General features: G+C 70.3%; 20 protein-coding genes. 14 read left to right on the top strand and 6 right to left on the bottom strand.

Annotation, left to right across the window (positions count from 1 at the left end):
- Positions 1-144: 144 nt before the first annotated feature.
- From TU31_RS05890 to TU31_RS05875, 4 genes are all read left to right on the top strand, one after another.
- Positions 145-1,008, top strand: a complete 864-nt coding sequence (locus TU31_RS05890; RefSeq protein ID WP_078885574.1) for a Sco1979 family transcriptional regulator — start codon at positions 145-147, stop codon at positions 1,006-1,008.
- Positions 1,009-1,092: 84 nt separating this feature from the next.
- Positions 1,093-2,550 carry an aldehyde dehydrogenase family protein gene (locus TU31_RS05885; protein ID WP_042150362.1) on the top strand — a complete coding sequence of 486 codons (1,458 nt, stop codon included), beginning with the start codon at positions 1,093-1,095 and terminating at the stop codon, positions 2,548-2,550.
- A gap of 145 nt (positions 2,551-2,695) precedes the next feature.
- On the top strand, positions 2,696-3,244 hold the full coding sequence (locus TU31_RS05880; RefSeq protein WP_042150359.1) for a DinB family protein: 549 nt from the start codon (positions 2,696-2,698) through the stop codon (positions 3,242-3,244).
- A gap of 62 nt (positions 3,245-3,306) precedes the next feature.
- The gene (locus TU31_RS05875; protein WP_042150356.1) at positions 3,307-3,981 is read left to right on the top strand and encodes a PadR family transcriptional regulator; all 675 of its coding nucleotides are present in this window, start codon (positions 3,307-3,309) and stop codon (positions 3,979-3,981) included.
- Between the two features lie 72 nt (positions 3,982-4,053).
- Here TU31_RS05875 and gad read toward each other — a convergent pair whose 3' ends face one another.
- From gad to leuE, 3 genes are all read right to left on the bottom strand, one after another.
- On the bottom strand, positions 4,054-5,469 hold the full coding sequence (gad, locus tag TU31_RS05870; protein WP_042150353.1) for a glutamate decarboxylase: 1,416 nt from the start codon (positions 5,467-5,469) through the stop codon (positions 4,054-4,056).
- A gap of 16 nt (positions 5,470-5,485) precedes the next feature.
- The gene (gene wrbA, locus TU31_RS05865; RefSeq protein ID WP_042151689.1) at positions 5,486-6,109 is read right to left on the bottom strand and encodes an NAD(P)H:quinone oxidoreductase; all 624 of its coding nucleotides are present in this window, start codon (positions 6,107-6,109) and stop codon (positions 5,486-5,488) included.
- 143 nt (positions 6,110-6,252) lie between these two features.
- Positions 6,253-6,918 (bottom strand): leucine efflux protein LeuE, encoded by a 666-nt coding sequence (gene leuE / locus TU31_RS05860; protein ID WP_042150350.1) that lies wholly within the window; start codon positions 6,916-6,918, stop codon positions 6,253-6,255.
- Positions 6,919-7,032: 114 nt separating this feature from the next.
- Between leuE and TU31_RS05855 the strand changes: the two genes are divergently transcribed.
- A complete protein-coding gene (locus tag TU31_RS05855) occupies positions 7,033-7,791 on the top strand; it encodes a MerR family transcriptional regulator (RefSeq protein WP_042150347.1) in 759 nt (252 codons plus the stop codon).
- 51 nt (positions 7,792-7,842) lie between these two features.
- Here the strand turns inward: TU31_RS05855 and TU31_RS05850 are convergent, their stop codons facing one another.
- Positions 7,843-8,211 (bottom strand): YbjQ family protein, encoded by a 369-nt coding sequence (locus tag TU31_RS05850; protein ID WP_042150344.1) that lies wholly within the window; start codon positions 8,209-8,211, stop codon positions 7,843-7,845.
- A 217-nt stretch (positions 8,212-8,428) separates the two neighbouring features.
- Here TU31_RS05850 and TU31_RS05845 point away from each other — a divergent pair, with 217 nt between their 5' ends.
- Both TU31_RS05845 and TU31_RS05840 read left to right on the top strand, forming a co-directional pair.
- The gene (locus TU31_RS05845) at positions 8,429-9,136 is read left to right on the top strand and encodes a DedA family protein (RefSeq protein WP_042150342.1); all 708 of its coding nucleotides are present in this window, start codon (positions 8,429-8,431) and stop codon (positions 9,134-9,136) included.
- 415 nt (positions 9,137-9,551) lie between these two features.
- The gene (locus tag TU31_RS05840; protein ID WP_042150339.1) at positions 9,552-11,309 is read left to right on the top strand and encodes a threonine/serine exporter family protein; all 1,758 of its coding nucleotides are present in this window, start codon (positions 9,552-9,554) and stop codon (positions 11,307-11,309) included.
- Positions 11,310-11,463: 154 nt separating this feature from the next.
- On the opposite strand, the gene TU31_RS05835 is transcribed toward TU31_RS05840, so the two are convergent.
- The gene (locus TU31_RS05835) at positions 11,464-11,958 is read right to left on the bottom strand and encodes an inorganic diphosphatase (RefSeq protein WP_018090094.1); all 495 of its coding nucleotides are present in this window, start codon (positions 11,956-11,958) and stop codon (positions 11,464-11,466) included.
- An 86-nt stretch (positions 11,959-12,044) separates the two neighbouring features.
- Between TU31_RS05835 and dacB the strand changes: the two genes are divergently transcribed.
- The 6 genes from dacB to folE all read left to right on the top strand — a co-directional run bounded on the left by dacB (position 12,045) and on the right by folE (position 19,960).
- A complete protein-coding gene (gene dacB, locus TU31_RS05830; protein ID WP_042150334.1) occupies positions 12,045-13,619 on the top strand; it encodes a D-alanyl-D-alanine carboxypeptidase/D-alanyl-D-alanine endopeptidase in 1,575 nt (524 codons plus the stop codon).
- 304 nt (positions 13,620-13,923) lie between these two features.
- Positions 13,924-15,069, top strand: coding sequence for an Rv3626c family coenzyme F420 biosynthesis-associated protein (locus tag TU31_RS05825; protein ID WP_042150331.1), 1,146 nt, complete (start codon positions 13,924-13,926; stop codon positions 15,067-15,069).
- A gap of 189 nt (positions 15,070-15,258) precedes the next feature.
- On the top strand, positions 15,259-16,317 hold the full coding sequence (gene tilS, locus TU31_RS05820; RefSeq protein WP_042150330.1) for a tRNA lysidine(34) synthetase TilS: 1,059 nt from the start codon (positions 15,259-15,261) through the stop codon (positions 16,315-16,317).
- Between the two features lie 85 nt (positions 16,318-16,402).
- Positions 16,403-16,942, top strand: coding sequence for a hypoxanthine phosphoribosyltransferase (gene hpt, locus TU31_RS05815; protein ID WP_030077134.1), 540 nt, complete (start codon positions 16,403-16,405; stop codon positions 16,940-16,942).
- Between the two features lie 280 nt (positions 16,943-17,222).
- Positions 17,223-19,235 carry an ATP-dependent zinc metalloprotease FtsH gene (gene ftsH / locus TU31_RS05810; protein WP_042150327.1) on the top strand — a complete coding sequence of 671 codons (2,013 nt, stop codon included), beginning with the start codon at positions 17,223-17,225 and terminating at the stop codon, positions 19,233-19,235.
- Between the two features lie 119 nt (positions 19,236-19,354).
- Positions 19,355-19,960 carry a GTP cyclohydrolase I FolE gene (gene folE / locus TU31_RS05805; RefSeq protein WP_042150323.1) on the top strand — a complete coding sequence of 202 codons (606 nt, stop codon included), beginning with the start codon at positions 19,355-19,357 and terminating at the stop codon, positions 19,958-19,960.
- A gap of 122 nt (positions 19,961-20,082) precedes the next feature.
- Here folE and TU31_RS05800 read toward each other — a convergent pair whose 3' ends face one another.
- Positions 20,083-21,198, bottom strand: coding sequence for an alpha/beta hydrolase (locus TU31_RS05800; RefSeq protein ID WP_042150320.1), 1,116 nt, complete (start codon positions 21,196-21,198; stop codon positions 20,083-20,085).
- Between the two features lie 141 nt (positions 21,199-21,339).
- On the opposite strand from TU31_RS05800, the gene TU31_RS05795 reads away from it, so the two are divergent.
- Positions 21,340-23,187 carry a phosphatidylglycerol lysyltransferase domain-containing protein gene (locus tag TU31_RS05795; protein WP_042150317.1) on the top strand — a complete coding sequence of 616 codons (1,848 nt, stop codon included), beginning with the start codon at positions 21,340-21,342 and terminating at the stop codon, positions 23,185-23,187.
- Positions 23,188-23,219 lie beyond the last annotated feature (32 nt).

The raw sequence follows: 23,219 nt of genomic DNA, 5'->3' as shown, positions 1-23,219 counted from the left end.
GCACGGAATTCTTCCTACCACTTCTTGTGGAGGGCTTGCGGGGGCCTCACGTATCCGTAACCGGATGAGCACTCAACGAAGCCCGAACGTGGCAGACTTGCGGCCCTCTGTTGGACGGGGTGGGGTCACAGGAGGGTCTGAGAGGTGTCCGCAAGTGAGTCGAGCGGGTCGGTGGTGCGGCGAATCCTGCTCGGGTCGCAGCTCCGCCGGCTGCGTGAATCGCGTGGGATAACCCGCGAGGCGGCCGGCTACTCGATCCGTGCGTCCGAATCGAAGATCAGCCGCATGGAGTTGGGCCGCGTGAGCTTCAAGGCACGGGATGTGGAGGATCTGCTCACCCTGTACGGGGTCGGTGACGCCCAGGAGCGCGAGGCGCTGCTCTCCCTGGCGCGGGAGGCGAATGTCGCCGGCTGGTGGCACAGTTACAGCGATGTGCTCCCCGGGTGGTTCCAGACGTATGTGGGTCTGGAAGGCGCCACGTCCCTGCTCCGGGTCTATGAAGTCCAGTTCGTCCACGGGCTGTTGCAGACCGAGAGCTATGCGCAGGCCGTCGTCAGACGTGGCATGCCGGACGCCGGGACCGCGGAGATAGAGAGACGTGTCGCGCTGCGCATGGAGCGGCAGAAGCTGCTGGTGGCCGAGCGGTCGGCGCAGTTCCACTGTGTGCTGGACGAGGCCGCGCTACGGCGCCCGTACGGCGAACGCGCGGTGATGCGCGAGCAGGTGAAGCATCTGATCGAGGTGTCCGAGCGGCCGAATGTGCGGCTCCAGGTGATGCCGTTCAGTCTGGGCGGGCACGCGGGGGAGAGCGGGGCGTTCACCATGCTCGGCTTCCAGGAGTCGGGTCTGCCGGACGTCGTCTATCTGGAGCAGCTGACGAGCGCGCTGTATGTGGACAAGCCCGAGGAAGTCGCCCAGTACGCACGGGTGATGGACCGCCTTCAGGAAGAGGGCCCGAATCCCGCGGAGACCAGGGACCTCTTGCGCGGGCTGCTCCAACTCATGTGACGCGTCGGTAGGATGGCGCACCATCAGGAGTCAGCACCCCCCAATGCGGCGCCCTGAGCGCCCTGTTCTCCAGATCGGGATGGCATGTCCTACTTCGACGAGTTGGCGTATCAGTTCATCGACGGTGAGTGGCGGTCCGGCAGCGGCTCGTGGGACATCGTCGATTTCAATCCGTACAACGGCGAGAAACTGACCTCCATACCCGTCGCCACGGTAGCGGAGATCGACCAGGCCTACCGTGCCGCCGAACGCGCGCAGCGGGAGTGGGGCGCCACCAATCCGTACACCCGGCGGCTGGTCTTCGAGCGCGCGCTGCGGATCATCGACGACCGTGCGGCGGAGCTGGGCGAGACGATCGCCGCGGAGGTCGGCGGGACGCTCGCCAAGGTGGGCTTCGAGCTCCATCTGGCCAAGGAGTTCCTGCGCGAGGCCATACAGCTGGCGCTGCGTGCCGAGGGCCGCATCCTGCCCTCGCCCATCGACGGCAAGGAGAACCGCCTCTACCGGCTGCCGGTCGGGGTCGTCGGCGTCATCAGCCCCTTCAACTTCCCCTTCCTGCTGTCGCTCAAGTCCGTCGCGCCGGCCCTCGCGCTCGGCAACGCCGTCGTCCTCAAGCCGCACCAGAACACCCCGGTCTGCGGCGGCGGTCTGGTCGCCAAGATCTTCGAGGAGGCCGGGCTGCCGGCCGGGCTGCTGAACGTCGTCGTCACGGACATCGCGGAGATCGGTGATGCGCTGATAGAGCACCCGGTGCCCAAGACCATCTCCTTCACCGGCTCCGAGAAGGTCGGCCGGCATGTCGCGACGGTCGCCGCCGCCAACTTCAAGCACACGGTGCTGGAGCTGGGCGGCAACAGCGCCCTGGTCGTCCTCGACGACGCCGATATCGACTACGCGGTGGACGCCGCCGTCTTCAGCCGCTTCGTCCACCAGGGCCAGGTCTGTATGGCCGCGAACCGGGTGCTGGTGGACCGCGCCGTGGAGCGGGAATTCACCGAGAAGTTCGTCGCCAAGGTCGCCTCGCTCAAGGTGGGGGACCCCACCGACCCGCAGACCCATATCGGCCCGCTGATCAACGAGGGCCAGGCCGAGGCGATCTCCGCGCTGGTGGACCGGGCGGTCGAGGACGGCGCCACGGCGCTCCTCCACGGCGAGACCCGGGGCACGCTGGTCGCCCCGAGCGTGCTGAGCGGGCTGCCGGAGGACTCCCCGCTGCTGCGGCAGGAGATCTTCGGGCCCGTCGTGCTGCTGGTGCCGTTCGACGGTGACGAGGAGGCGGTGCGGCTGACCAACGCGACCTCGTTCGGACTCAGCGGCGCCGTGCACACCGGTGACATCGAGCGCGGGGTGCGGTTCGCCAAGCGCATCGACACCGGGATGTTCCACGTCAACGACGCCACCGTGCACGACGAGCCGATCGTGCCCTTCGGCGGCGAGAAGAGCTCCGGGGTGGGGCGGCTGAACGGCGACGCGATGGTGGAGGCCTTCACCACGACCAAGTGGATCTCCATCCAGCACGGGCGGTCGCAGTTCCCGTTCTGAGGTGTGTGGCCCCTCCCGAGGGATCGGGGACGACCCGTGGCGCGTTGCGGACAGAAGCTGACCGCAAGGGCTCCTACGTTGAGTGCTGTCGGAAGGCGGACGGCGACGGGCCGGCCGCCGGGGGACGTCACGAAAGGTGGATCCCATGCCCACTCACGTTCTTGCCGAGGCCCACGGCGACGAGACCGGCGCGCTGCTGGCCTTCCTGGAGGCCCAGCGCGGCGGGCTGCGCCGGGCGGTCCTGGGGCTGACCGACGACCGGGCGACGCAGCGGCCGAGCGCCAGTGAGCTGTCGCTGGCCGGACTGGTCAAGCATGTCGCGGAGACCGAGCAGGGCTGGGTCGAGACCGCGCAGGAACTGCCGCACTCCATCGAGCGGACCCAGGACACCTGGCACCTGAGCTTCCAGCTGGCCGAGGGCGAGACCCTGGCCGAGGTGCTGGCGTTCTGGGAGCGGGTGGCGAAGCGGACGGAGGAGTTCATCCGCTCCGTGCCCAGCCTGAACGACACCTTCCCGCTGCCCGAGGCGCCGTGGTTCCCGCCGGAGGCCCGGCAGTCCATGCGCTGGCTGATGCTGCACCTGATCGAGGAGACGGCCCGGCACGCCGGCCACGCCGACATCCTCCGCGAGTCCCTCGACGGTAAGACGGCCTTCGAGCTGGTGGACGAGGAGCGCGCCGCCCGGGAGGGGTAGCGGGCGGGGTCCGCGCGCGCCCTTAGGCTGGCGGAAGGGGCGCGCGAGGGATTGAGGAGACGATGTCGGCGATCCGGCTGTTGGTACTGGGCGCCGTGCGGCAGCACGGCCGGGCGCACGGCTACCAGGTGCGCAACGACCTGGAGTACTGGGGCGCCCATGAGTGGTCCAACGCCAAACCCGGCTCGATCTACCACGCGCTCAAGCAGATGGCCAAGCAAGGGCTGCTGCGTGCGCATGACATCGCGCCCAGCACCGTCGGCGGCCCGCCGCGTACCGAGTACGAGCTGACGGCGGCGGGCGAGACGGAGTACTTCGCGCTGCTGCGTGCCGCGCTCTCCCAGTACGACCAGAAGATCGACATGCTCAGCGCGGGCATCGGCTTCGTCGTCGATCTGCCGCGGGCCGAGGCGGTGGCGCTGCTCAAGGAGCGGGTGCGGGCGCTGCGGGAATGGCGTGGCACGGTCACCGGCTACTACACCCCCGAGGGCGGGACCGCACAGCTCGGGCACATCGGCGAGATCATGCATATGTGGGTGCACGCCGCGGACAGCGGCGCCGCGTGGACCCAGGGGCTGATCGAGCGGATCGAGGGCGGGGCGTATGTCTTCGCCGGCGAGGGGGAGCCGTTCGTGGGCGTGCTGGCGGAGGGGCAGGAGAATCCGTACGCGACGACGGACGCGGAGGAGGCGGGGGACGGCGCAGGCGACGGCGGCGCCGCCACGGAGGCTCGCTGACCGCGTCCGGCATGCCCCGCTCCGCCGGGCGGGCGGCGGGGCCCGCCGGCGGCCGTTTCGGCCGCATGTCCGTCAGTGGTGGAAGGCCGTGGCGACGCTCTCCGGGCGCTGCATCGGGCCGGACTGCTGGCGGAGTTCGGTCAGCAGCTGCTCCAGGTCCGCGAGGAACAGATCGGCGAGGTCCATGGAGAAGCCGTTGCGGCAGACCACCCGCAGGACGGACAGGTCCTCGCGGTTCGGGGGGAAGGTGTAGGCGGGCAGCAGCCAGCCGCGTTCCCGCATCCGCCGGGACACGTCGAAGACGTCGAACGCGGTGACGTCGTCCGCGGTGGTGAAGGCGAAGACCGGCAGCTGGTCGCCCCGGGTGAGCAGCCTGAAGTCGCCCAGTGCGCCGATCCGTTCGGCCATCGAGCCGGCCACGTCGCGGGTCGCCTGCTGTACGGCGCGGAAACCGGCCCGGCCGAGCCGCAGAAAGGTGTAGTACTGCGCGGCGACCTGGGCGCCGGGCCGGGAGAAGTTGAGGGCGAAGGTCGGCATGTCGCCGCCCAGGTAGTTGACCCGGAAGACCAGCTCCTCGGGCAGCGCCTCCGTGTCGCGCCACAGCGCCCAGCCGACGCCCGGGTAGACCAGCCCGTATTTGTGCCCCGAGGTGTTGATGGAGGCGACCCGGGGCAGCCGGAAGTCCCACATCAGCTCCGGGTCGAGGAAGGGCGCGATCATGGCGCCGGAGGCGCCGTCCACATGGACCGGGATGTCCCAGCCCCGCTTCTTCTGGACCTCGTCGAGCGCCGCGCAGATGTCGGCCACCGGCTCGTACGATCCGTCGAAGGTCGAGCCGAGGATCGCCACGACGCCGATGGTGTTCTCGTCGCACTGCTCGGCGGCCGAGGCCGCGTCCAGATGGAAGCGGTCGCCCTCCATCGGGACCGTGCGCGCCTCGACCTCCCAGAAGTTGCAGAACTTCTCCCAGCAGACCTGGACATTGGCGCCCATCACCAGGTTGGGCCGGGCGCTGCCCGGATAGCGGTCCTGGTTGCGCTGCATCCAGCGCCGTTTGAAGGACATCCCGGCGAGCATGCAGGCCTCGCTCGACCCGGTGGTGGAGCAGCCGACGGCGGACGACGGGTCGGGGGCGTGCCACAGGTCGGCGAGCATCGCCACGCACCGCTTCTCCAGTTCGGCGGTGCGCGGGTACTCGTCCTTGTCGATCATGTTCTTGTCCCGGCACTCCGCCATCAGGACCCCGGCCTGCGGCTCCATCCAGGTCGTGACGAACGTCGCCAGGTTCAGCCGGGAGTTGCCGTCCAGCATCAGCTCGTCGTGCACGAACTGATAGGCGGCGTGCGGGGCGAGCGGGCCGTCGGGCAGGGTGTGCCGGGGCGGGGCGGTCTCCATTCCGGCGACCGGGTCGGCCTCGCCGTAGAAGGGGTTGACCGGGTGCCCGGTCTGCTTGCGGTCGGATGGTGATGCGCCTTTGTGCAGAGTCATCTGTCGCGCCTGCCCGTCAACTGGCGTGTGCCAGGCCGTGTTTGATGGCTTTGGTGAACTTCACCACGCGCTCCGCCTGGATGCGGGCGGCGGTGCGTGCGTCGTCGTCGAGGGGGGTGTCGGGGCCGCCGACATGGGAGGTGCCGTAGGGATTGCCGTCGGTGAACTTCGCCGGGTCGGTGTAGCCCGGCGTCACGAGGATGCCGCCGAAGTGGTGGACGGTGTGGTAGAGCGCCAGCAGCGTGGACTCCTGGCCACCGTGCTTGGTGGCGCTCGCGGTGAAGCCGCTGTAGACCTTGTCGGCCAGCCGGCCCTGCTGCCAGAGGCCGCCCAGGGTGTCGAGGTACTGCTTGAGCTGCGAGGTCACATTGCCGAAGCGGGTGGGGGTCCCGAAGATCACCGCGTCCGCCCAGAGCACGTCCTCGTGGGCGGCTTCCATGATGTCGGCGGTGGCCGCGGCGTTGGCGGCCCAGGCCGGGTTGGCGTCGATCGCGGTCTGCGGGGCGAGTTCCGCGGCCCGGCGCAGTCGTACATCCGCCCCTGCGTGCTCGGCGGCGTCCGCGATCAGCCGGGCGAGCTCGGCGACGGTACCGGTCGACGAGTAGTAGATGACGGCGACATGGACGTCATGCACGGGCATCGACATACCTCCTCGAACCCGACAATAAGGGCATAGGGGGTACGTGGCCTCCAGGGTTCACCCAGTGGAAGCGCCACGGGCGGGCGGCCGCCCCTGAGGACCGCCACCCGCCCGTGGGTGCGCGCCGGCTGCCGGGCGCCGGCTCAGTTCGCGCTCGCCAGCGACAGCTTCGCGGCGAAGCCGAGGAACGCCGCACCGGCGCCCGCGGACAGCCCGGCGGTCAGCCGCTTGCGGCGGCGGAAGGTCGCCGCCAGAAACGTCCCGCTGAAGATCAGGACCGTCAGATACGTGAAGCTGAACAGCTGCGCCCAGGCGCCCAGCGTCAGGAACGACAGCACCGGATGGGCATAGGACGGGTCCACGAACTGCACGAAGAAGGAGATGAAGAACAGAATCGCCTTCGGGTTGAGCAGACTGACCACCAGCGCCCTGCGGTACGGCCGCTCCACGGCCTCCTTCGGCGCCCCGGCCCTCTCCTCGGCCCGCTCGGCCCGGCGGGCCTCCCGGCCCCGCCACAACGCCCAGGCACCGCGCAGCATCCCGACCGCCAGCCACGTCAGATAGCCCGCACCGGCGAACTTGACCACGGCGAACAGCACCGGCGTGGTCTGAAGCAGCGAGGCCACCCCGCCCGCCGACAGCGTCATCAGCACCGTGTCACCGCACAGCACCCCGGCCGCCGCCCGGTACGCCACCCGCGGACCGCGCCGGGCCGCCACCGACACGACGTAGAGCGAATTCGGGCCCGGCAGCAGAATGATCAGCGCAAGCCCCACCAGATACGTGGACAGATCCGTTATCCCCAGCATGGGGCGCAGGATCTCACCCGCCGCTCCGGCGCCTCACGGGTTTTCATGATGCGGACTTGCACCTCACGCGGCGTGAGGCCACATCGTGGTGCGCGTACCCAGAAGGGAGCGGAAGTGAGCTATTCGGTAGGGCAGGTCGCGGCCTTCGCCGGTGTGACGGTGCGCACCCTGCACCACTACGACGAGATCGGGCTGCTCCAGCCCGGCGAGCGCAATCACGCAGGTCACCGGCGCTACGGCGAGGACGACCTGGACCGGTTGCAGCAGATCCTGTTCTACCGGGAGCTCGGGTTTCCGCTCGATGAGGTCGCGGCCCTCGTGGACGATCCGGACGTGGACCCGCGGGAGCATCTGCGGCGCCAGCACGACCTGCTGACCACACGGATCGAGAAGCTCCAGAAGATGGCCGCCGCCGTCGAACACGCGATGGAGGCACGCAGGATGAACGTACGGCTCACACCGGAGGAGAAGTTCGAGGTCTTCGGGGACTTCGACCCGGACGAGCACGCGGCGGAGGTGGAGGAGCGCTGGGGCCACACCGATGCCTACAAGGAGTCGCAGCGCAGGACGGCCGCGTACACCAAGGACGACTGGAAGCGGCTGACGGCGCAGCTCGACGCCCTCCACCGGAAGATGGCGGACCTGCTCGCCGAGGGGGTGGCGGCGGATTCCGTGGTGGCCATGGATGTCGCCGAGGAGCACCGGCAGTTCATCTGTGGCGCGTACTACGAGTGCTCGCACGAGCAGCACACCTGCCTCGGCGAGATATATGTCGCGGACGAGCGCTTCACCGCCACCTACGAGGCGATCCGGGCCGGCCTCGCCGGGTATCTGCGGGACGCGATCCTGGCCAACGCGGCCCGTCACCAGTGATCCGTACGGGCCGGGGAGCGCGCCCCCGGCCCGTACGGAGCGCCTACGGGGTCAGCTCTGCGGGGAGAGCACCACGGCCGTTCCGTAGGCACACACCTCGGTGCCCACGTCGGCGGCCTCCGTGACATCGAAGCGGAACATCAGCACTGCGTTCGCACCACGCGAGCGGGCCTGGTCCACCAGCCGTTCCATCGCCTGGTTACGGGTCTCCACCAGGGTCTTGGTCAGGCCCCGCAGCTCGCCGCCGATCATCGACTTCAGGCCCGCGCCGATCTGGCTGCCGAGGTGCCGTGAGCGCACCGTCAGGCCGAAGACCTCGCCGATCACCCGTTCCACGTGAAACCCCGGGACGTCGTTGGTCGTCACCACCAGGACGTCGGACTGCGCATGCTGTCCACCGCCGTATTCCTCGATGCCCATGGCGCGCACCTCCTTACGGCCAGCATCACCCGGCCCGCTGGGAGCGGCCAGCGGTCGGGGGCCGTCGGGTGGGGGGCTCGGGTGGGGCCGGGGCCCGCCTGGAACCAAGGCGGGCCACCCGGCGTTGATAGTTTTGGCCGCACACGCGCCTTCATCCCGTCGCTTCGCCCCCACGCACCGCACGATCCGGCGCCCTCGACCCAGGAGCCTTCACCCCGTGAATACTCTCGCGCTCGGCCCCCAGTGGCTGGACCCGGACTATCTCATCGCGACATTCGGCCTGATCGGCGTCCTGGTCATCGTCTTCGCGGAATCCGGCCTGCTGATCGGCTTCTTCCTGCCCGGTGACTCGCTCCTGTTCACCACCGGTCTGCTGGTGACCACGAACAAGCTGGACAAGCCGCTGTGGCTGGTGTGCTCGCTGGTCGTGCTGGCCGCGGTCCTGGGCGACCAGGCCGGCTACCTCTTCGGCCGGAAGGTCGGGCCCGCGCTCTTCAAGCGCCCCGACTCCCGCCTGTTCAAGCAGGAGAACGTCGAGAAGGCGCATGAATTCTTCGAGAAGTACGGCCCCAAGTCGCTGATCCTGGCCCGCTTCGTGCCGATCGTGCGGACCTTCACGCCGATCGTCGCCGGTGTGAGCCGGATGAACTACCGCTCCTTCATCACCTTCAACATCATCGGCGGCACGCTGTGGGGCGCCGGCGTCACCCTGCTCGGCGCGCTGCTCGGGAACATCGAGTTCGTCCACAAGAACATCGAGATGATGCTGGTCGCGATCGTGCTGATCTCCGTGATCCCGATCGTCATCGAGTACCTCCGCGCCCGCAGCAAGTCGAAGAAGGACCAGCCCGCCCCTCCCCACCCCACGGACCGCCCCCACGGCGCCCCCACAGAGCCCCGCCGCGGCCGCCACGCCAAGCGCTGACAACGGCCGGGAGAAGGCCACACACCGGCCGGGCGAGGGCCACACAGCCCGGCCCCCACAACCCTTCCCCCTCACCCACAACGGGAGGCGACGGGCCGGTGGGGCCGGGGTTCAGGACGTAAAGCGAAGCAGTCCTGAACCCCGGCCCCACCGGCCCGTCGCCGCACCCAACGGCCCCGCGCAGCGGCCCAAGCCCGCCGCAGGCGCCACGGCGGGACAGCCGACCACGTGGGCCGACGAGAAGCCCGCAGCGGCCCAAGCCCGCCGCAGGCGCCACGGCGGGAAACCACCACGGCGGGACAGCCGACCACGTGGTGAGCCCGGAATTCGTGCCCCCCGTGCAAGCGCCCCGCATCCTCATCAGGCATCGTGTCCTTGACATCCGTCAGGAGGCTTACGAGGAGAGCGAAGACCCGTGGTGTCGGACCCACAGCGAGGCCAGCGCGGCCAGCGCGGCACGAGCGGCAGCGGTGGCGGCAGCGGTGCCTCGGATCAGACCGGTCCCGAGGACCGCAAGCCCCAGTCGGACGAGGCGCACAGTGCCTTCACCCCGCCACTGGGCGTGCCCTACCCGCCGCTTCCCGAGGACGAGCACCCCACCTCCGAGTTCGCGCTGCCCGCGGGCCTGCGCCCGGAGGCGCCGACCGAGCAGGAGGGCTCGGCCTTCACCCGGCCCAGCAGCACCACCGGCCAGACTCCGCTGCCCGCCCCCGTGGGCGCCACGGCGATGAGTCTCGCCTTCACCCCGCCGCACGGCATCCCCGCCGTCAGCCTCACCAAGGAAGCTCCCTGGCAGGACCGGATGCGGACCATGCTCCGGATGCCGGTCCACGAGCGCCCGGTCCCCGAGCGCTTGGAGCGCGGCGACGAAGACACCGGCCCGGCCGTCCCCCGCGTACTCGACCTGACGCTCCGTATCGGCGAGATCCTGCTCGCCGGCGGTGAGGGCGCGGAGGACGTCGAGGCCGCGATGTTCGGCGTCGGGCACGCCTACGGGCTGGAGCGGGTCGAGCCGACCGTCACCTTCACCCTGCTGTCGATCTCCTACCAGCCGTCGCTGGTCGACGACCCGGTCACGGCCAGCCGGACGGTACGGCGCCGTGGCGTCGACTACACCCGGCTGTCCGCGGTCTTCCGGCTCGTCGACGACATCACCTCCGAGGGCATCACCCTCGAAGAGGCCTACCGCGGCCTCGCCGAGATCCGCCGTAACCGCCACCCGTACCCGAGCTGGGCGCTGACAGTGGCCTCCGGGCTGCTGTCCGGTGCCGCCTCGATGCTGGTCGGCGGCGAGCTGCTGGTGTTCCTCGCGGCCGCGCTGGGCTCGATGCTCGGCGACCGGCTGGCCTGGCTCGCGTCCGGGCGCGGGCTGCCGGAGTTCTACCAGTTCGTGGTGGCGGCGATGCCGCCCGCGGCGGTGGGCGTCGCCTTCGGTCTGGCCCACGCCAATGTGCAGGCGTCCGCGGTGATCACCGGTGGGCTGTTCGCGCTGATCCCGGGGCGGGCGCTGGTCGCCGGCGTCCACGACGGGCTGACCGGCTACTACATCACCGCCGCCGCCCGTCTGCTGGAGGTCGGCTACCTCATCGTCGGCATCGTCGTCGGCGTCCTCAGCGTGCTCTACATCGGACTCCAGCTGAACCCCGGCCTCCGGCGGCTCAACCCCGAGCAGGCGCTGGGGGCGTACAACGAGCCGCTGGTGCAGATCACCGCATCCATGCTGCTGGCACTGGCGTTCTGTGTGCTGCTCCAGCAGGAACGTCACACCGTGGCGTTTGCGACCCTGAACGGCGGTGTCGCCTGGGTCGTCTACGGCGCCCTCCACTACGTCGCCGAGATGAACCCCGTGCCCGCCACCGCCATCGCGGCCGGACTGGTCGGCCTCTTCGGCCAGTTGCTCTCCCGCTACCGCTATGCGTCGGCCCTGCCGTACGTCACCGCGGCCATCGGCCCGCTGCTGCCCGGTAGTGCCACGTACTTCGGGCTGCTCAACTTCGCCCAGGGCCACTTGCCGGAGGGCCTCACCTCCCTGGTGCAGGCCGTCTCGCTGGCGCTGGCCATCGCGGTGGGAGTCAACCTCGGTGCCGAGGTCGCGCGGCTGTTCCTGCGGGCACCCGGGGTCGAGGAGGCCGGCATCGGACGCCGGGCCGCCAAGCGCACCCGCGGCTTCTGAGCGGTCGTGCCGGGGCCGCCGACCCGGCCCCGGCACGCACGAACGGGCGGCAACCCGACTGGGTGCCGCCCGTTCGCGTACGAAAATCAGCGCGCGCGGACCCGGGCGCCGCGGTCAGGGAATCCCCGCCGGACGCCGGGCCGACGACGCTGCGTCAGTGCGCGCCGCCCTGCGCCTCAAGGCGCTTGAACGAGGCCTCGATCTCCGCCTCGGCCTCGGTGCGGCCGACCCAGTTGGCGCCCTCGACGGACTTACCGGGCTCCAGGTCCTTGTAGACCTCGAAGAAGTGCTGGATCTCCAGGCGGTCGAACTCCGACACGTGGTGGATGTCCCGCAGGTGCTCCACGCGCGGGTCGGACGCGGGCACGCACAGCAGCTTGTCGTCGCCGCCGGCCTCGTCCGTCATCCGGAACATGCCGATGGCGCGGCACTTGATGAGGCAGCCGGGGAAGGTCGGCTCGTCCAGGATGACCAGCGCGTCCAGCGGGTCGCCGTCCTCGCCCAGGGTGTTCTCGACAAAGCCGTAGTCGGCCGGGTAGCTGGTCGAGGTGAAGAGTCGACGGTCCAGGCGGATCCGACCGGTCTCGTGGTCCACCTCGTACTTGTTCCGCGAACCCTTCGGGATCTCGATGGTGACGTCGAACTCCACGGGTGGCTCCTCCATGATCAACACATACGTCTGGTGATTAAGTGTCCCCCACGCAGGTGTGTGGTGGCGAAAGGGGCTGGTCCGAGGTGCCCGAGACCGGAAAGTGGCAGGTCAGATGGCAGTCGGCGGAACGGTCCGCGCGGGCGGCGACGCGCGCGGCGGTCCGGTGGGCGCAGACGGCGGTCGATGCCACGCGGCAGACCTGGCAGGCCACACCCCGCCAGACCCAGCAGACCTGGCGGCTGACGGCGGTTTCCGCAGCCACCGGCCTTGCGGTCGCGATCGTCGCGGTGGCGGCGTCCGGGCCGTGGGACTCGGGTCAGCGTACGGCCGAGCGGGCGGAGGCGGCCGAGATGGACGGTGCCAGTGGCGAGCATCACGCTCCGGAGGCCCGGCCGGCGCCCAGCGCACCCCCGGTGCTGCCCGCGCTCGGCGGCCGGGTGCCCGGTGCCGCGGGCCGTGGCGCCGCGCCCGCCCCCACCGACGCGGGCTTGGCTGACGCACTCGCCCCGCTGCTGAAGGACCCGGCGCTCGGCCCGCTGCGGACGGCTTCCGTCCTGGACGTGGCCGCGGGCCGGGAGGTCTTCGGCGAGGGCCAGGGCAAGGCCGCCACCCCCGCCTCCACCGTCAAGCTCGCCACCGCCGTCGCCGCGCTCTCCGCGCTCGGCCCCGACCACCGCATCGACACCACCGTGGTCCTGACCGGCAAGAACCGCCTCGTCCTGGTCGGCGGCGGCGACCCCACCCTCACCGCCCGCGCCCCGCGGCACGGCGCCGAGGAACACCCCGCGAACCTGCGCACCCTCGCCGATGCCACCGCCCGTGCCCTCAAGAAGCGCCACCTCACCAAGATCAGCCTGGCCTATGACGCCGCCGCGTACTCGGGACCCGTCCAGCACCCCATCGGCCCGAACGAGAACATCGCCCCCGTCACCGCGCTGATGACCGACGAGGCCCGCCTCGACGACTCCGAGCACGGCACCGCCCCCCGCGACACCGACCCCTCCCACACGGCGGCCCGCACCTTCGCCGATCTGCTCCACGACCGCGGCATCACCGTCGACGGCGACCCCGAGGGCGCCAAGGCCCCCAAGAAGGCCGCCCGGATCGCCGCCGTGCACTCCCTGCCGCTGTCCGCGCTCGTCGAGCGGATGCTCACCTACAGCGACAACGACATCGCCGAGGCACTGGCCCGCCAGACCGCCCTCGCCTCCCGGCAGCCGGCCAGCTTCGCCGGGGCCGGCAAGGCCGTCCGCACCGCCCTCCAGCGGGAGCACCTCCCGCTGTCCGGCGCCGTCTTCGAGGACGGCAGCGGCCTGGACCGCGACGACAAGGTCACCGCGGGCCTGCTCTCCCGCCTCCTGCTGCACGCCTCGTCGCCCGACCACCCGGCCCTGCGCCCCGTCGTCACCGGCCTCCCGGTGGCCGCCTTCACCGGCACCCTCAGCACCCGCTACCGGGGCCAGAGCGCCGGCGCCGGTGCCGTACGCGCCAAGACCGGCACCCTCACCGGCGTGAACACCCTCGCCGGCACCGTCGTCGACGCCGACGGCCGCCTCCTTGCCTTCTCCTTCATGACCACCGGCACGACCGATCCCCAAGGGGCCCAGAACGCCCTCGACAAACTCGCCTCGGCAGTAGCCAATTGCGGTTGCCGCTGAGTCCCACGTTGTCGGCCTTCCCGCCGTGGGGGTTGCTCGCCGTTTGATGCCCGCTGCGCGGTGCCCCCGCCGTTGCGCCTGCGGCGGGCCGGTCCGCTGCGCGGGGCTGTCGGGTGCGGTGACGGGCCGGAGGGGCAGGGGTGTGGGACTGCTTCGCTTTACGTCCCACACCCCTGCCCCTCCGGCCCGTCCCCTCCCGTTGGGGGGTTGTTGTGATGTTGGTGGGGGTGTTCGTGGGTGGTTCGGTGCGGCAGAGCTCACCAGTCCGCTACCCCCGGGCCATGCGCCCACGTACGGTGAACCCATGACGAGCATCGGTGGAACCGAGATGGTCGACTGGAACCTCGCGGTCGCGACCGCGACCCGGTTCGTGCGGCCGGGGCCAGAGGTGAGCCGGGACGAGGCGCGCGCGATCGTCGCCGAGCTGCGCAAGCACGCCAAGTCCTCCGAGGCACATGTCCGGGCGTTCACGCGGATGGCACAGCCCGACGCGACGGGCGAGGAGCCGCATGACACCCCGGTCCTCGTCGTGGACCGGCCCGGCTGGATCAAGGCGAATGTCGCGGGGTTCCGGGCCGTGCTCAAGCCGCTGCTGGCCAAGATGGAGGACCGCCGCTCGACGGTCCCCGGGGGCGCGGTGCTCGGCGCGGTCGGCGGCAAGGTGACCGGCGTGGAGCTGGGCATGCTGCTGTCGTTCCTGGCCTCGCGGGTCCTCGGCCAGTACGAGACGTTCGCCCCGGCCTCCCGGGATCTGCCGGCCGCGGCGCAGGGCGGCCGGCTGCTGCTCGTCGCGCCGAACATCGTGCATGTGGAGCGCGAGCTCGAAGTGGCCCCGCACGACTTCCGGCTGTGGGTGTGCCTCCACGAGGAGACCCACCGCACCCAGTTCACCGCCGTCCCGTGGCTGCGGGACCACATCGAGGGCGAGATCCAGTCGTTCCTCGGTGAGACGGACATCGACCCGGGCGCCCTCCTGGAGCGGCTGCGCGAGGCCGCCCAGTCGCTGGCCGGCGCCAAGCCCGAGGGCGAGGAGGGCGAGGACGAGGGCCGCTCCCTCGTCGATCTCGTCCAGACGCCCGCGCAGCGCGAGATCCTCGGCCGGCTGACCGCGGTGATGTCGCTGCTGGAGGGGCACGCGGATTATGTGATGGACGGTGTGGGGCCCGATGTCGTGCCGTCGGTCGCCGAGATCCGGGAGAAGTTCCAGAAGCGTCGGGCAAGCGGCGCCGGCCGGCTGGACCAGGCGCTGCGCAAGCTGCTCGGCCTGGACGCCAAGCTGCGGCAGTACCGCGACGGCGAGCGGTTCGTCAGCGCGGTCGTCGAGGAGGTGGGCATGGATGGCTTCAACCGGGTGTGGACGTCGCCGAACACCCTCCCGACCAAACAAGAGATCGCCAAACCGGCGGACTGGATCGCGCGGGTGCACCGCAAAGCGGACGGGGCACCGTAAGCGAATGGTGTGAGCTGGGCACGCCGCGTGGCAGTAGAGCGCCCCTTCAATCACCCGTCTGAGGGACCGTTACCGAGGGATAGGCGTGCAATGCTCGGGGAACCGCTCGCCTCTGTCACCATCTAGGCACTCTGTGTGACGAAGCCGTCCACGGCCCGAGGCTCCCCAGCTGAACGATTGGAAACGGACATGGGTCCCCATCCAGCGGTCGCCGCGATACGCCTGGCGGTCCGCCGCGTACTCCACGACGTGCTCACCCACCACTGCGCGCAGGACCGGCACGAGCCCCCGCTCGTGCTCGTCGCGTGCTCCGGCGGCGCCGATTCGATGGCGCTCGCCTCCGCCCTCGCCTTCGAGGCCCCCAAGCTCGGGGTCCGCGCCGGGGGCGTGACCATCGACCACGGCCTCCAGGAGGGCTCGGACCTCCGTGCCGCCGAGGTCGTCCTGCGGCTGCGGGCCCTGGGGCTCGACCCCGCAGAGGCCGTCGCCGTCGACGTGGACGAACCGAACAGGGTGGCGCACGGCACCGGATACCGCGGGAGCGGCGGCCGGCAGTCCGGCGGACCGGAAGCCGCCGCCCGTGACGCCCGCTACGCCGCCCTGGACGCCGCCGCCGAGCGCCATGGCGCCACCGCGGTCCTCCTCGGCCACACCCGCGACGACCAGGCCGAGACGGTGCTGCTCGGTCTCGCCCGCGGCTCCGGGACCCGCTCGCTCTCCGGGATGGCCGCGACCAGCGGCCGGGACGGGCGCTATCGCCGGCCCTTCCTCGACGTGGACCGCCAGACCGCCCGTAAAGCCTGTCTGATCCAGGCGCTGCCCGTCTGGGACGACCCGCACAACGCCGACCCCGCCTACACCCGCTCACGACTGCGCCACGAGGGCCTGCCCGCCCTGGAGAAGGCGCTCGGCAAGGGCGTCGTCGAGGCGCTGGCCCGTACCGCCCAGCTCTCCCGTGACGACGCCGACGCCCTGGACGCCTGGGCCGCCGACGCCGAGGGCTCGGTCCTTGACGACAGCGGCTCCCTCGACATCGCCGCCCTGTTCGCCCTGCCCCCCGCGGTGCGCCGCCGGGTGCTGCGCCGGGCGGTCATCGGCGCCGGTTCACCAGCCGGTTCGCTCTTCGCCCGCCACATCGAGGAAGTGGACCGGCTGATCACCGCCTGGCGGGGGCAGGGGGCCATCAACCTCCCCGGGCGCGTAGGTGTGCGCCGGCAGGGTGGCAGACTGGTCATTCGGCAGGGCTGAGCCGCAGACGCTGCCCCGCACCGAAGTCTCACGACTGACGCGAACACCGAACAGAGCGAGAGTGGCACGGGTGGACGACAAGGACATGGGTTCCGACCTTCAGTCGGTACTCATCAGCAAGGAAGAGATCGACGCGAAGCTGGCGGAGCTGGCCGCGAAGATCGACGCGGAGTACGCGGGCAAGGACCTGCTCATCGTCGGTGTCCTCAAGGGCGCCGTGATGGTGATGGCGGACCTGGCGCGCGCGCTGTCCACCCCCGTCACGATGGACTGGATGGCCGTGTCGTCGTACGGCGCGGGCACCCAGTCCTCCGGCGTGGTCCGCATCCTCAAGGACCTCGACACCGACATCAAGGGCAAGCACGTCCTGATCGTCGAGGACATCATCGACTCCGGTCTGACGCTGTCGTGGCTGCTGTCGAACCTCGGCTCGCGTGAGCCGGCCTCGCTGGAGGTCTGCACGCTGCTGCGCAAGCCCGACGCGGCGAAGGTCGCCATCGACGTGAAGTGGATCGGCTTCGACATCCCCAACGAATTCGTCGTGGGATACGGCCTCGATTTCGCGGAGAAGTACCGCAATCTGCCGTTCGTCGGTACCCTCGCGCCGCACGTCTACGGCGGCTGAGGGCGTCCCGCGCTCGTCCGGCCGCGGTGGCCGGGCGAGCCCGGTACCGTCCGCTGCGGCCCGGCGGGAACCCTTCGGGGCCTCCCGCCGTTGGAGCAGGGAGAGCGGAATCCTCGGCTGCATGTTCACCGTCGGCGCAGGCGCCGGGTGACAATGCTGGGGTACCGTCCGAAGGCAGTTCTTTTTCGGGCCAGTAATACACCGTACGCACGACCAGCCCTCCCAAGGGCGTTGTGCCTCACTGTGGCAGGAGGGACGGGGCCTCAGCGGCTCCGTATGGATGGACGTGAAGCGATACTTCCGTGGGCCGGTCATGTGGATCGTGCTGGCCGTCCTCGCCGTGGTCGTGTTGATGCAGGTCGTCGGCTCGTCCGGCGGCTACAAGACGGTGGACACCGGTCAGGTCGTCAAGGCGATCGCTGACAACAAGGTGAAATCCGCCGAGCTGACGACCGGTGACGAGAACAAGATCAAGATTGAGCTGTCGGGCTCCAACAAGGTTGAGGGCTCGAACAAGCTCCAGGCGAGCTACATCGGCGACCAGGGCGTCGACGTGGCCAAGAACCTTCAGGCCAAGTACCAGACCGGCGAGATCAAGGACGGGTACACCGTCTCCCCGTCGAAGCAGAACCCGTTCGTCGGTGTGCTGCTCTCGCTGCTCCCCTTCGTCCTCATCGTGGTCGTCTTCCTGTTCCTGATGAACCAGATGCAGGGCGGCGGCTCCCGGGTGATGAACTTCGGGAAGTCCAAGGCGAAGCTGATCACCAAGGACACCCCCAAGACGACCTTCACGGACGTCGCGGGGTCGGACGAGGCCGTCGAGGAGCTCCACGAGATCAAGGAGTTCCTCCAGGAGCCGGCGAAGTTCCAGGCCGTCGGCGCCAAGATCCCCAAGGGCGTGCTGCTCTACGGCCCGCCCGGAACGGGCAAGACGCTGCTGGCGCGTGCCGTCGCCGGCGAGGCGGGCGTCCCGTTCTACTCGATCTCCGGTTCCGACTTCGTCGAGATGTTCGTCGGTGTCGGTGCCTCCCGGGTCCGTGACCTCTTCGAGCAGGCCAAGGCGAACGCCCCGGCGATCGTCTTCGTCGACGAGATCGACGCCGTCGGCCGGCACCGCGGTGCGGGTCTGGGCGGTGGCCACGACGAGCGTGAGCAGACCCTCAACCAGCTCCTGGTCGAGATGGACGGCTTTGACGTCAAGGGCGGCGTGATCCTGATCGCCGCCACGAACCGCCCGGACATCCTCGACCCGGCGCTGCTGCGTCCCGGCCGTTTCGACCGGCAGATCGCCGTCGACCGTCCGGACCTCCAGGGCCGTCTGGAGATCCTCAAGGTCCACCAGAAGGGCAAGCCGGTCGCGCCGGACGTCGACCTCTCGGCCGTCGCCAAGCGCACCCCCGGCTTCACCGGTGCCGATCTGTCCAACGTCCTCAACGAGGCCGCGCTGCTGACGGCCCGGAGCGATGAGAAGCTGATCAACAACCACTTCCTGGACGAGGCGATCGACCGCGTCGTGGCCGGCCCGCAGAAGCGGACCCGGATCATGTCCGAGAAGGAGAAGAAGATCACCGCGTACCACGAGGGCGGACACGCCCTGGTCGCGGCGGCCTCACCGAACTCCGACCCGGTCCACAAGATCACGATCCTGTCCCGCGGCCGGGCTCTGGGCTACACCATGGTCCTGCCCGACGAGGACAAGTACTCCACCACCCGCAACGAGATGCTCGACCAGCTGGCGTACATGCTGGGCGGCCGCGCGGCGGAGGAGCTGGTCTTCCACGACCCGACCACGGGTGCCGCGAACGACATCGAGAAGGCCACCGCCACGGCCCGCGCGATGGTCACGCAGTACGGCATGACCGAGCGGCTCGGCGCGATCAAGTTCGGCACCGACAACTCCGAGCCCTTCCTGGGCCGTGAGATGGGTCACCAGCGCGACTACTCGGAAGAGGTCGCCGCGCTGGTCGATGAGGAAGTCAAGAAGCTCATCGAGACCGCGCACAACGAGGCGTGGGAGATCCTGGTCGAGAACCGCGATGTGCTCGACAACCTCGTGCTGACGCTCCTGGAGAAGGAGACCCTCGGCAAGGAGGAGATCGCCGAGCTCTTCAAGCACGTGGTCAAGCGTCCGGCCCGCCCGGCGTGGACCGGCTCGTCGCGCCGTACGCCCTCCAGCCGCCCGCCGGTGCTGTCGCCGAAGGAGCTGGCCCCGGCCAACGGCGCGGTGACCACGACCGCCACCGTCTCCACGGAGAAGGCGGAAGCACCCGAGGAGCAGCGCCCGGAGAGCTGATCCCGTGGCCCTCAGGGGCCCCGGAATAAATGCCGCGCCCCCCAGGTTTAGCCTTGGGGGGCGCGGCATTCCGCGTTTCCACCGCGATTCGAGCGGGCGCAGAAGGAACGAGGCACCACATGACGGACCCTGTGACGCTGGACGTCGGCGGCAAGATCGGCACTTTCGACGAGAAGCGCGCCGAGAACGCCGTACGCGAGCTGCTCATCGCGGTGGGCGAGGACCCGGACCGTGAGGGGCTGCTGGAGACGCCGGCGCGGGTGGCACGGGCGTACCGGGAGATCTTCGCCGGGCTGTGGCAGAAGCCGGAAGACGTGCTGACGACCACCTTCGACCTGGGCCACGACGAAATGGTGCTGGTCAAGGACATCGAACTGGTCTCCAGCTGCGAGCACCACCTCGTCCCGTTCGTCGGGGTGGCCCATGTCGGCTACATCCCGTCCACCGACGGCAAGATCACCGGCCTGTCCAAGCTGGCCCGGCTGGTCGATGTGTTCGCCCGGCGCCCGCAGGTCCAGGAGCGGCTGACCACGCAGATCGCGGACTCCCTGATGGAGATCCTGGAGCCGCGCGGCGTGATCGTCGTCATCGAGTGTGAGCACATGTGCATGACCATGCGCGGGGTGCGCAAGCCGGGTGCCAAGACGACGACCTCGGCCGTGCGCGGCCAGCTGCGGGACGCCGCCACGCGCGCCGAGGCGATGAGCCTGATACTGGCCCGCTGAGGCCCCGGACCGCGGGCCCGTACGGCCGGTCCGCCGCGCGTCCCCCTCACAGACACCGGACGGCCGGGCCCCTCGCAGGAGGGACCCGGCCGTCGCCGGTCGGGGGGCGGGGTGCCCGCCGGTCAGGCCCTGAGGTGGTTGCCCAGCCACTCCAGGGCGGCGGGGATCTCGCGGCGCCAGGTGTTGAAGTTGTGGCCGCCGCTGTCGAGGATGATCGACGAGACCCGGCTCGGCGACTTCGTCTGCTCGATGAACCGCAGCGTCTGCTGGTAATTCCCCTCGCCCTGCTTGCTGCTGGTGACCAGCAGGTTCACCGGGGGCGCGGGCAGATGCCGCTGACGCCACAGCAGATTGTTCTCGCGCTCCAGCTGCCGGTTGCCGCCGAAGAGATCGCCGGTGGTGGCGTCCCGCGGGGCCTTGTAGGCGCCGGAGAGGGCGACGGCGCTGGAGTACGCCTCGGGGTGGCGCATGGTCATCTTCAGCGCGCAGTAGCCGCCGGTGGAGTCACCCACGACACCCCAGCTCTTGGCCTCGCGGCCTATTCGGTAGTGCTCGGAGATATCCGCGCGCAGGTCCTTCGTGAAGAAGGTCTCGGTCTGCGGGCCGTTCGGTATGTCCATGCACTCCGTGTCGCGCGGCGGAGCGACGGTCGGGCGCATCATGACCAGGACCGTCGGCCGCATCTTCTGCTTCTTGAGCAGTTCGTGCTGGGTCTGCGGGAAATGCAGCTTTTTGTAGAGCGCCTCGGCGGTGCCGGGGTAGCCGGTGAGCACCAGGGCCGCCGGGAATTTCTTCCCGGCGTATTTCTTCTGGAAGTACTGCGGCGGCAGGTAGACATACGCGGGGCTGGCGATCTGCGAGTGTTCGCCGCGGACCAGCACCTTGTCGATCCGGCCGCCGGTCGCCGGCCGGGAGCCGTTCTGTACGCTGACCCGCTCGGTGCCCAGCATCCGCAGCTTGGTGCCGTTCGGGCCGGTCTGGTAGTCGGTCACCACGCCCGGCTCCTGCTCCTGGCCGAAGAGGTCGGCCCAGGACGCGTAGAACCCGAAGGAATTGTTGGCGTACAGACCGATCGTGGCGAAAAGGGAGAGCTGCGTCGCCACCAGCAGCCCGATACGCCCGAGCACGGCGCGCCAGTTCCCCTTGGAGAGGCGCGGCCAGAGCCAAATCGTGAGGACGAACAGTGCCACCGCGACGAGGACGGCAAGAAGCAGCACTTTCTGACTGGTGAGACCCATGTGGTGCTTTCTTCCGGGCGGCCGGGCCATCCGTACCGCTAGTGGAACCCCGAGCCCTGAAACGCCGTCATACAGGGCGCAAAAAGTCCAGATGCTGCGACAAGGCTCGCACGTTCTCTCGACCGGGGCGACGGGAAAGTGATGTCTGACAGGCTAGATGGCGAAAAGTCGGAGACGGTTGCGTGGCGTGGACCACGCTGGCTCCGTGGCCCGCGGCCCGAAGCGGTGCCGGGGATCGTCGGTACGGCCGGCGTGGTCGTCGGCCTGCTGAACCTGGCGGCAGGGGTCTTCCCGCGGTTCCGGCACAGCCGGATGCACGCCCTGGCAGAGGTGCTGCCGGGCGCGGTGAGCCCGCTGGCGGCCGCCGCCTCCATCGTCGTCGGCATCCTGCTGCTCCTTCTGGCCCACGGCCTCAAGCGGCGTAAGCGGCGGGCCTGGGGAGCGGCCGTGGCGCTGCTGCCGGTGGGGATCGCCGCCCAGCTGGTCTACCGCCACTCCGTCTTCGGGGCGGTGCTCTCGCTGGCGCTCCTGGTGTTCCTGGTGTGGCACCGGCGGGAGTTCGCGGCCCTGCCCGACCCGCGCAGCCGCTGGAAGGCGCTGGCCAACCTCGTCGTCCTCGGCGGGGTCAGCTTCGGCATCGGCCTGGTCATCGTCAGCTCGCACCCCCACAAGACCATCGGCTCGCCCTCCCTCTGGGAGCGCGCCGAGCACGTCCTGTGGGGCCTGTTCGGCTTCGAGGGCCCGGTCGCCTACACCCACCACGTCGACTACACCGTCGGCTACTCGCTCGGCGCGCTCGGCCTGCTGACCGTCGCCACCACCGCGTACCTCGCCTTCCGCCCCGAGCACCCGGCGGCCCGGCTGACCGACGAGGACGAGCAGCGGCTGCGCGCTCTGCTCGACCGGCACGGCGCCCGGGACTCGCTCGGCTACTTCGCGCTGCGCCGTGACAAGGGCGCGGTCTTCTCCCCGACCGGCAAGGCCGCGGTCTGCTACCGGGTGATCTCCGGTGTGATGCTCGCCAGCGGCGACCCGATCGGCGATGTGGAGGCCTGGCCGGGCGCCATCGAGCGCTTCATGGAGGAGGCGAAGGCGCACTCCTGGACCCCGGCGGTCACCGGTTGCAGCGAGACCGGCGGTCAGGTGTGGACCCGGGAGACCGGCATGGACGCGCTGGAACTCGGTGACGAGGCGATCGTGGACGTCGCCGACTTCACCCTCACCGGTCGCGCGATGCGCAACGTACGGCAGATGGTCAAGCGCATCGAGCGCAACGGTTACGAGACGCGGGTGCGGCGGGTGCGCGACCTGGCGCCGGACGAGCTGGCCCAGCTCCAGAAGGCCGCGGACGCCTGGCGGGACACCGACACCGAGCGCGGCTTCTCCATGGCGCTGGGCCGGATCGACGCGGTGGCCGACGGTGACGCGGTGATCGCCACCGCGCATCTGCCGGCGGCCGACGGCGAGGAGCCCGGCCCGTACGGCGACCTCAAGGCGATGCAGCACTTCGTGCCGTGGGGCGACAGCGGGATCTCCCTGGAGCTGATGCGGCGCGACCGCAGCGCCGACCCCGGGATGAACGAGCTGCTGATCGTCGCCGCGCTTCAGGCCGCCCCGGATCTCAAGATCAAGCAGGTCTCGCTGAACTTCGCGGTCTTCCGCTCCTCTCTGGAGCGCGGCGAGAAGCTCGGCGCGGGGCCGGTCATCCGGGTCTGGCGCGGGATGCTGATCTTCCTGTCCCGCTGGTACCAGATCGAGTCGCTGTACAAGTTCAACGACAAGTTCCGGCCGCGCTGGGAGCCCCGCTTCGTGGTCTTCCGCAACAGCCGCGACATCCCCCGGATCGGCCTGGCGGCGCTCCAGGCCGAGGGCTATCTGGAGCTGGGGCTGCCGCGCGTACTGCGGCGCCGGAAGACCGTGGAGCCGCGGCCGTGCGCGCATATGCCGCGGCCGGCCGCCGCGCCGGAAGCCGTCGAGCGGGCCGCCTGACCAACGGCCCCGCCGGCCGGGCGACCGGGCCC

Origin of the sequence: Streptomyces lydicamycinicus (assembly GCF_000829715.2) — a bacterium.
GTDB classification, from domain to species: domain Bacteria; phylum Actinomycetota; class Actinomycetes; order Streptomycetales; family Streptomycetaceae; genus Streptomyces; species Streptomyces lydicamycinicus.
This window is presented reverse-complemented; position numbering and strand designations above follow the sequence as displayed.

Excerpts from the sequence above, each read along its gene's own strand:
- gad (WP_042150353.1), bottom strand. The coding sequence starts at position 5,469 with ATGACTCTGCACAAAGGCGCATCACCATCCGACCGCAAGCAGACCGGG.
- leuE (WP_042150350.1), bottom strand. The coding sequence starts at position 6,918 with ATGCTGGGGATAACGGATCTGTCCACGTATCTGGTGGGGCTTGCGCTG.
- TU31_RS05885 (WP_042150362.1), top strand. The coding sequence starts at position 1,093 with ATGTCCTACTTCGACGAGTTGGCGTATCAGTTCATCGACGGTGAGTGG.
- TU31_RS05880 (WP_042150359.1), top strand. The coding sequence starts at position 2,696 with ATGCCCACTCACGTTCTTGCCGAGGCCCACGGCGACGAGACCGGCGCG.
- tilS (WP_042150330.1), top strand. The coding sequence starts at position 15,259 with ATGGGTCCCCATCCAGCGGTCGCCGCGATACGCCTGGCGGTCCGCCGC.
- TU31_RS05850 (WP_042150344.1), bottom strand. The coding sequence starts at position 8,211 with ATGGGCATCGAGGAATACGGCGGTGGACAGCATGCGCAGTCCGACGTC.
- TU31_RS05825 (WP_042150331.1), top strand. The coding sequence starts at position 13,924 with ATGACGAGCATCGGTGGAACCGAGATGGTCGACTGGAACCTCGCGGTC.
- TU31_RS05795 (WP_042150317.1), top strand. The coding sequence starts at position 21,340 with ATGTCTGACAGGCTAGATGGCGAAAAGTCGGAGACGGTTGCGTGGCGT.
- TU31_RS05875 (WP_042150356.1), top strand. The coding sequence starts at position 3,307 with ATGTCGGCGATCCGGCTGTTGGTACTGGGCGCCGTGCGGCAGCACGGC.
- ftsH (WP_042150327.1), top strand. The coding sequence starts at position 17,223 with ATGGACGTGAAGCGATACTTCCGTGGGCCGGTCATGTGGATCGTGCTG.
- TU31_RS05800 (WP_042150320.1), bottom strand. The coding sequence starts at position 21,198 with ATGGGTCTCACCAGTCAGAAAGTGCTGCTTCTTGCCGTCCTCGTCGCG.
- wrbA (WP_042151689.1), bottom strand. The coding sequence starts at position 6,109 with ATGCCCGTGCATGACGTCCATGTCGCCGTCATCTACTACTCGTCGACC.
- hpt (WP_030077134.1), top strand. The coding sequence starts at position 16,403 with ATGGGTTCCGACCTTCAGTCGGTACTCATCAGCAAGGAAGAGATCGAC.
- folE (WP_042150323.1), top strand. The coding sequence starts at position 19,355 with ATGACGGACCCTGTGACGCTGGACGTCGGCGGCAAGATCGGCACTTTC.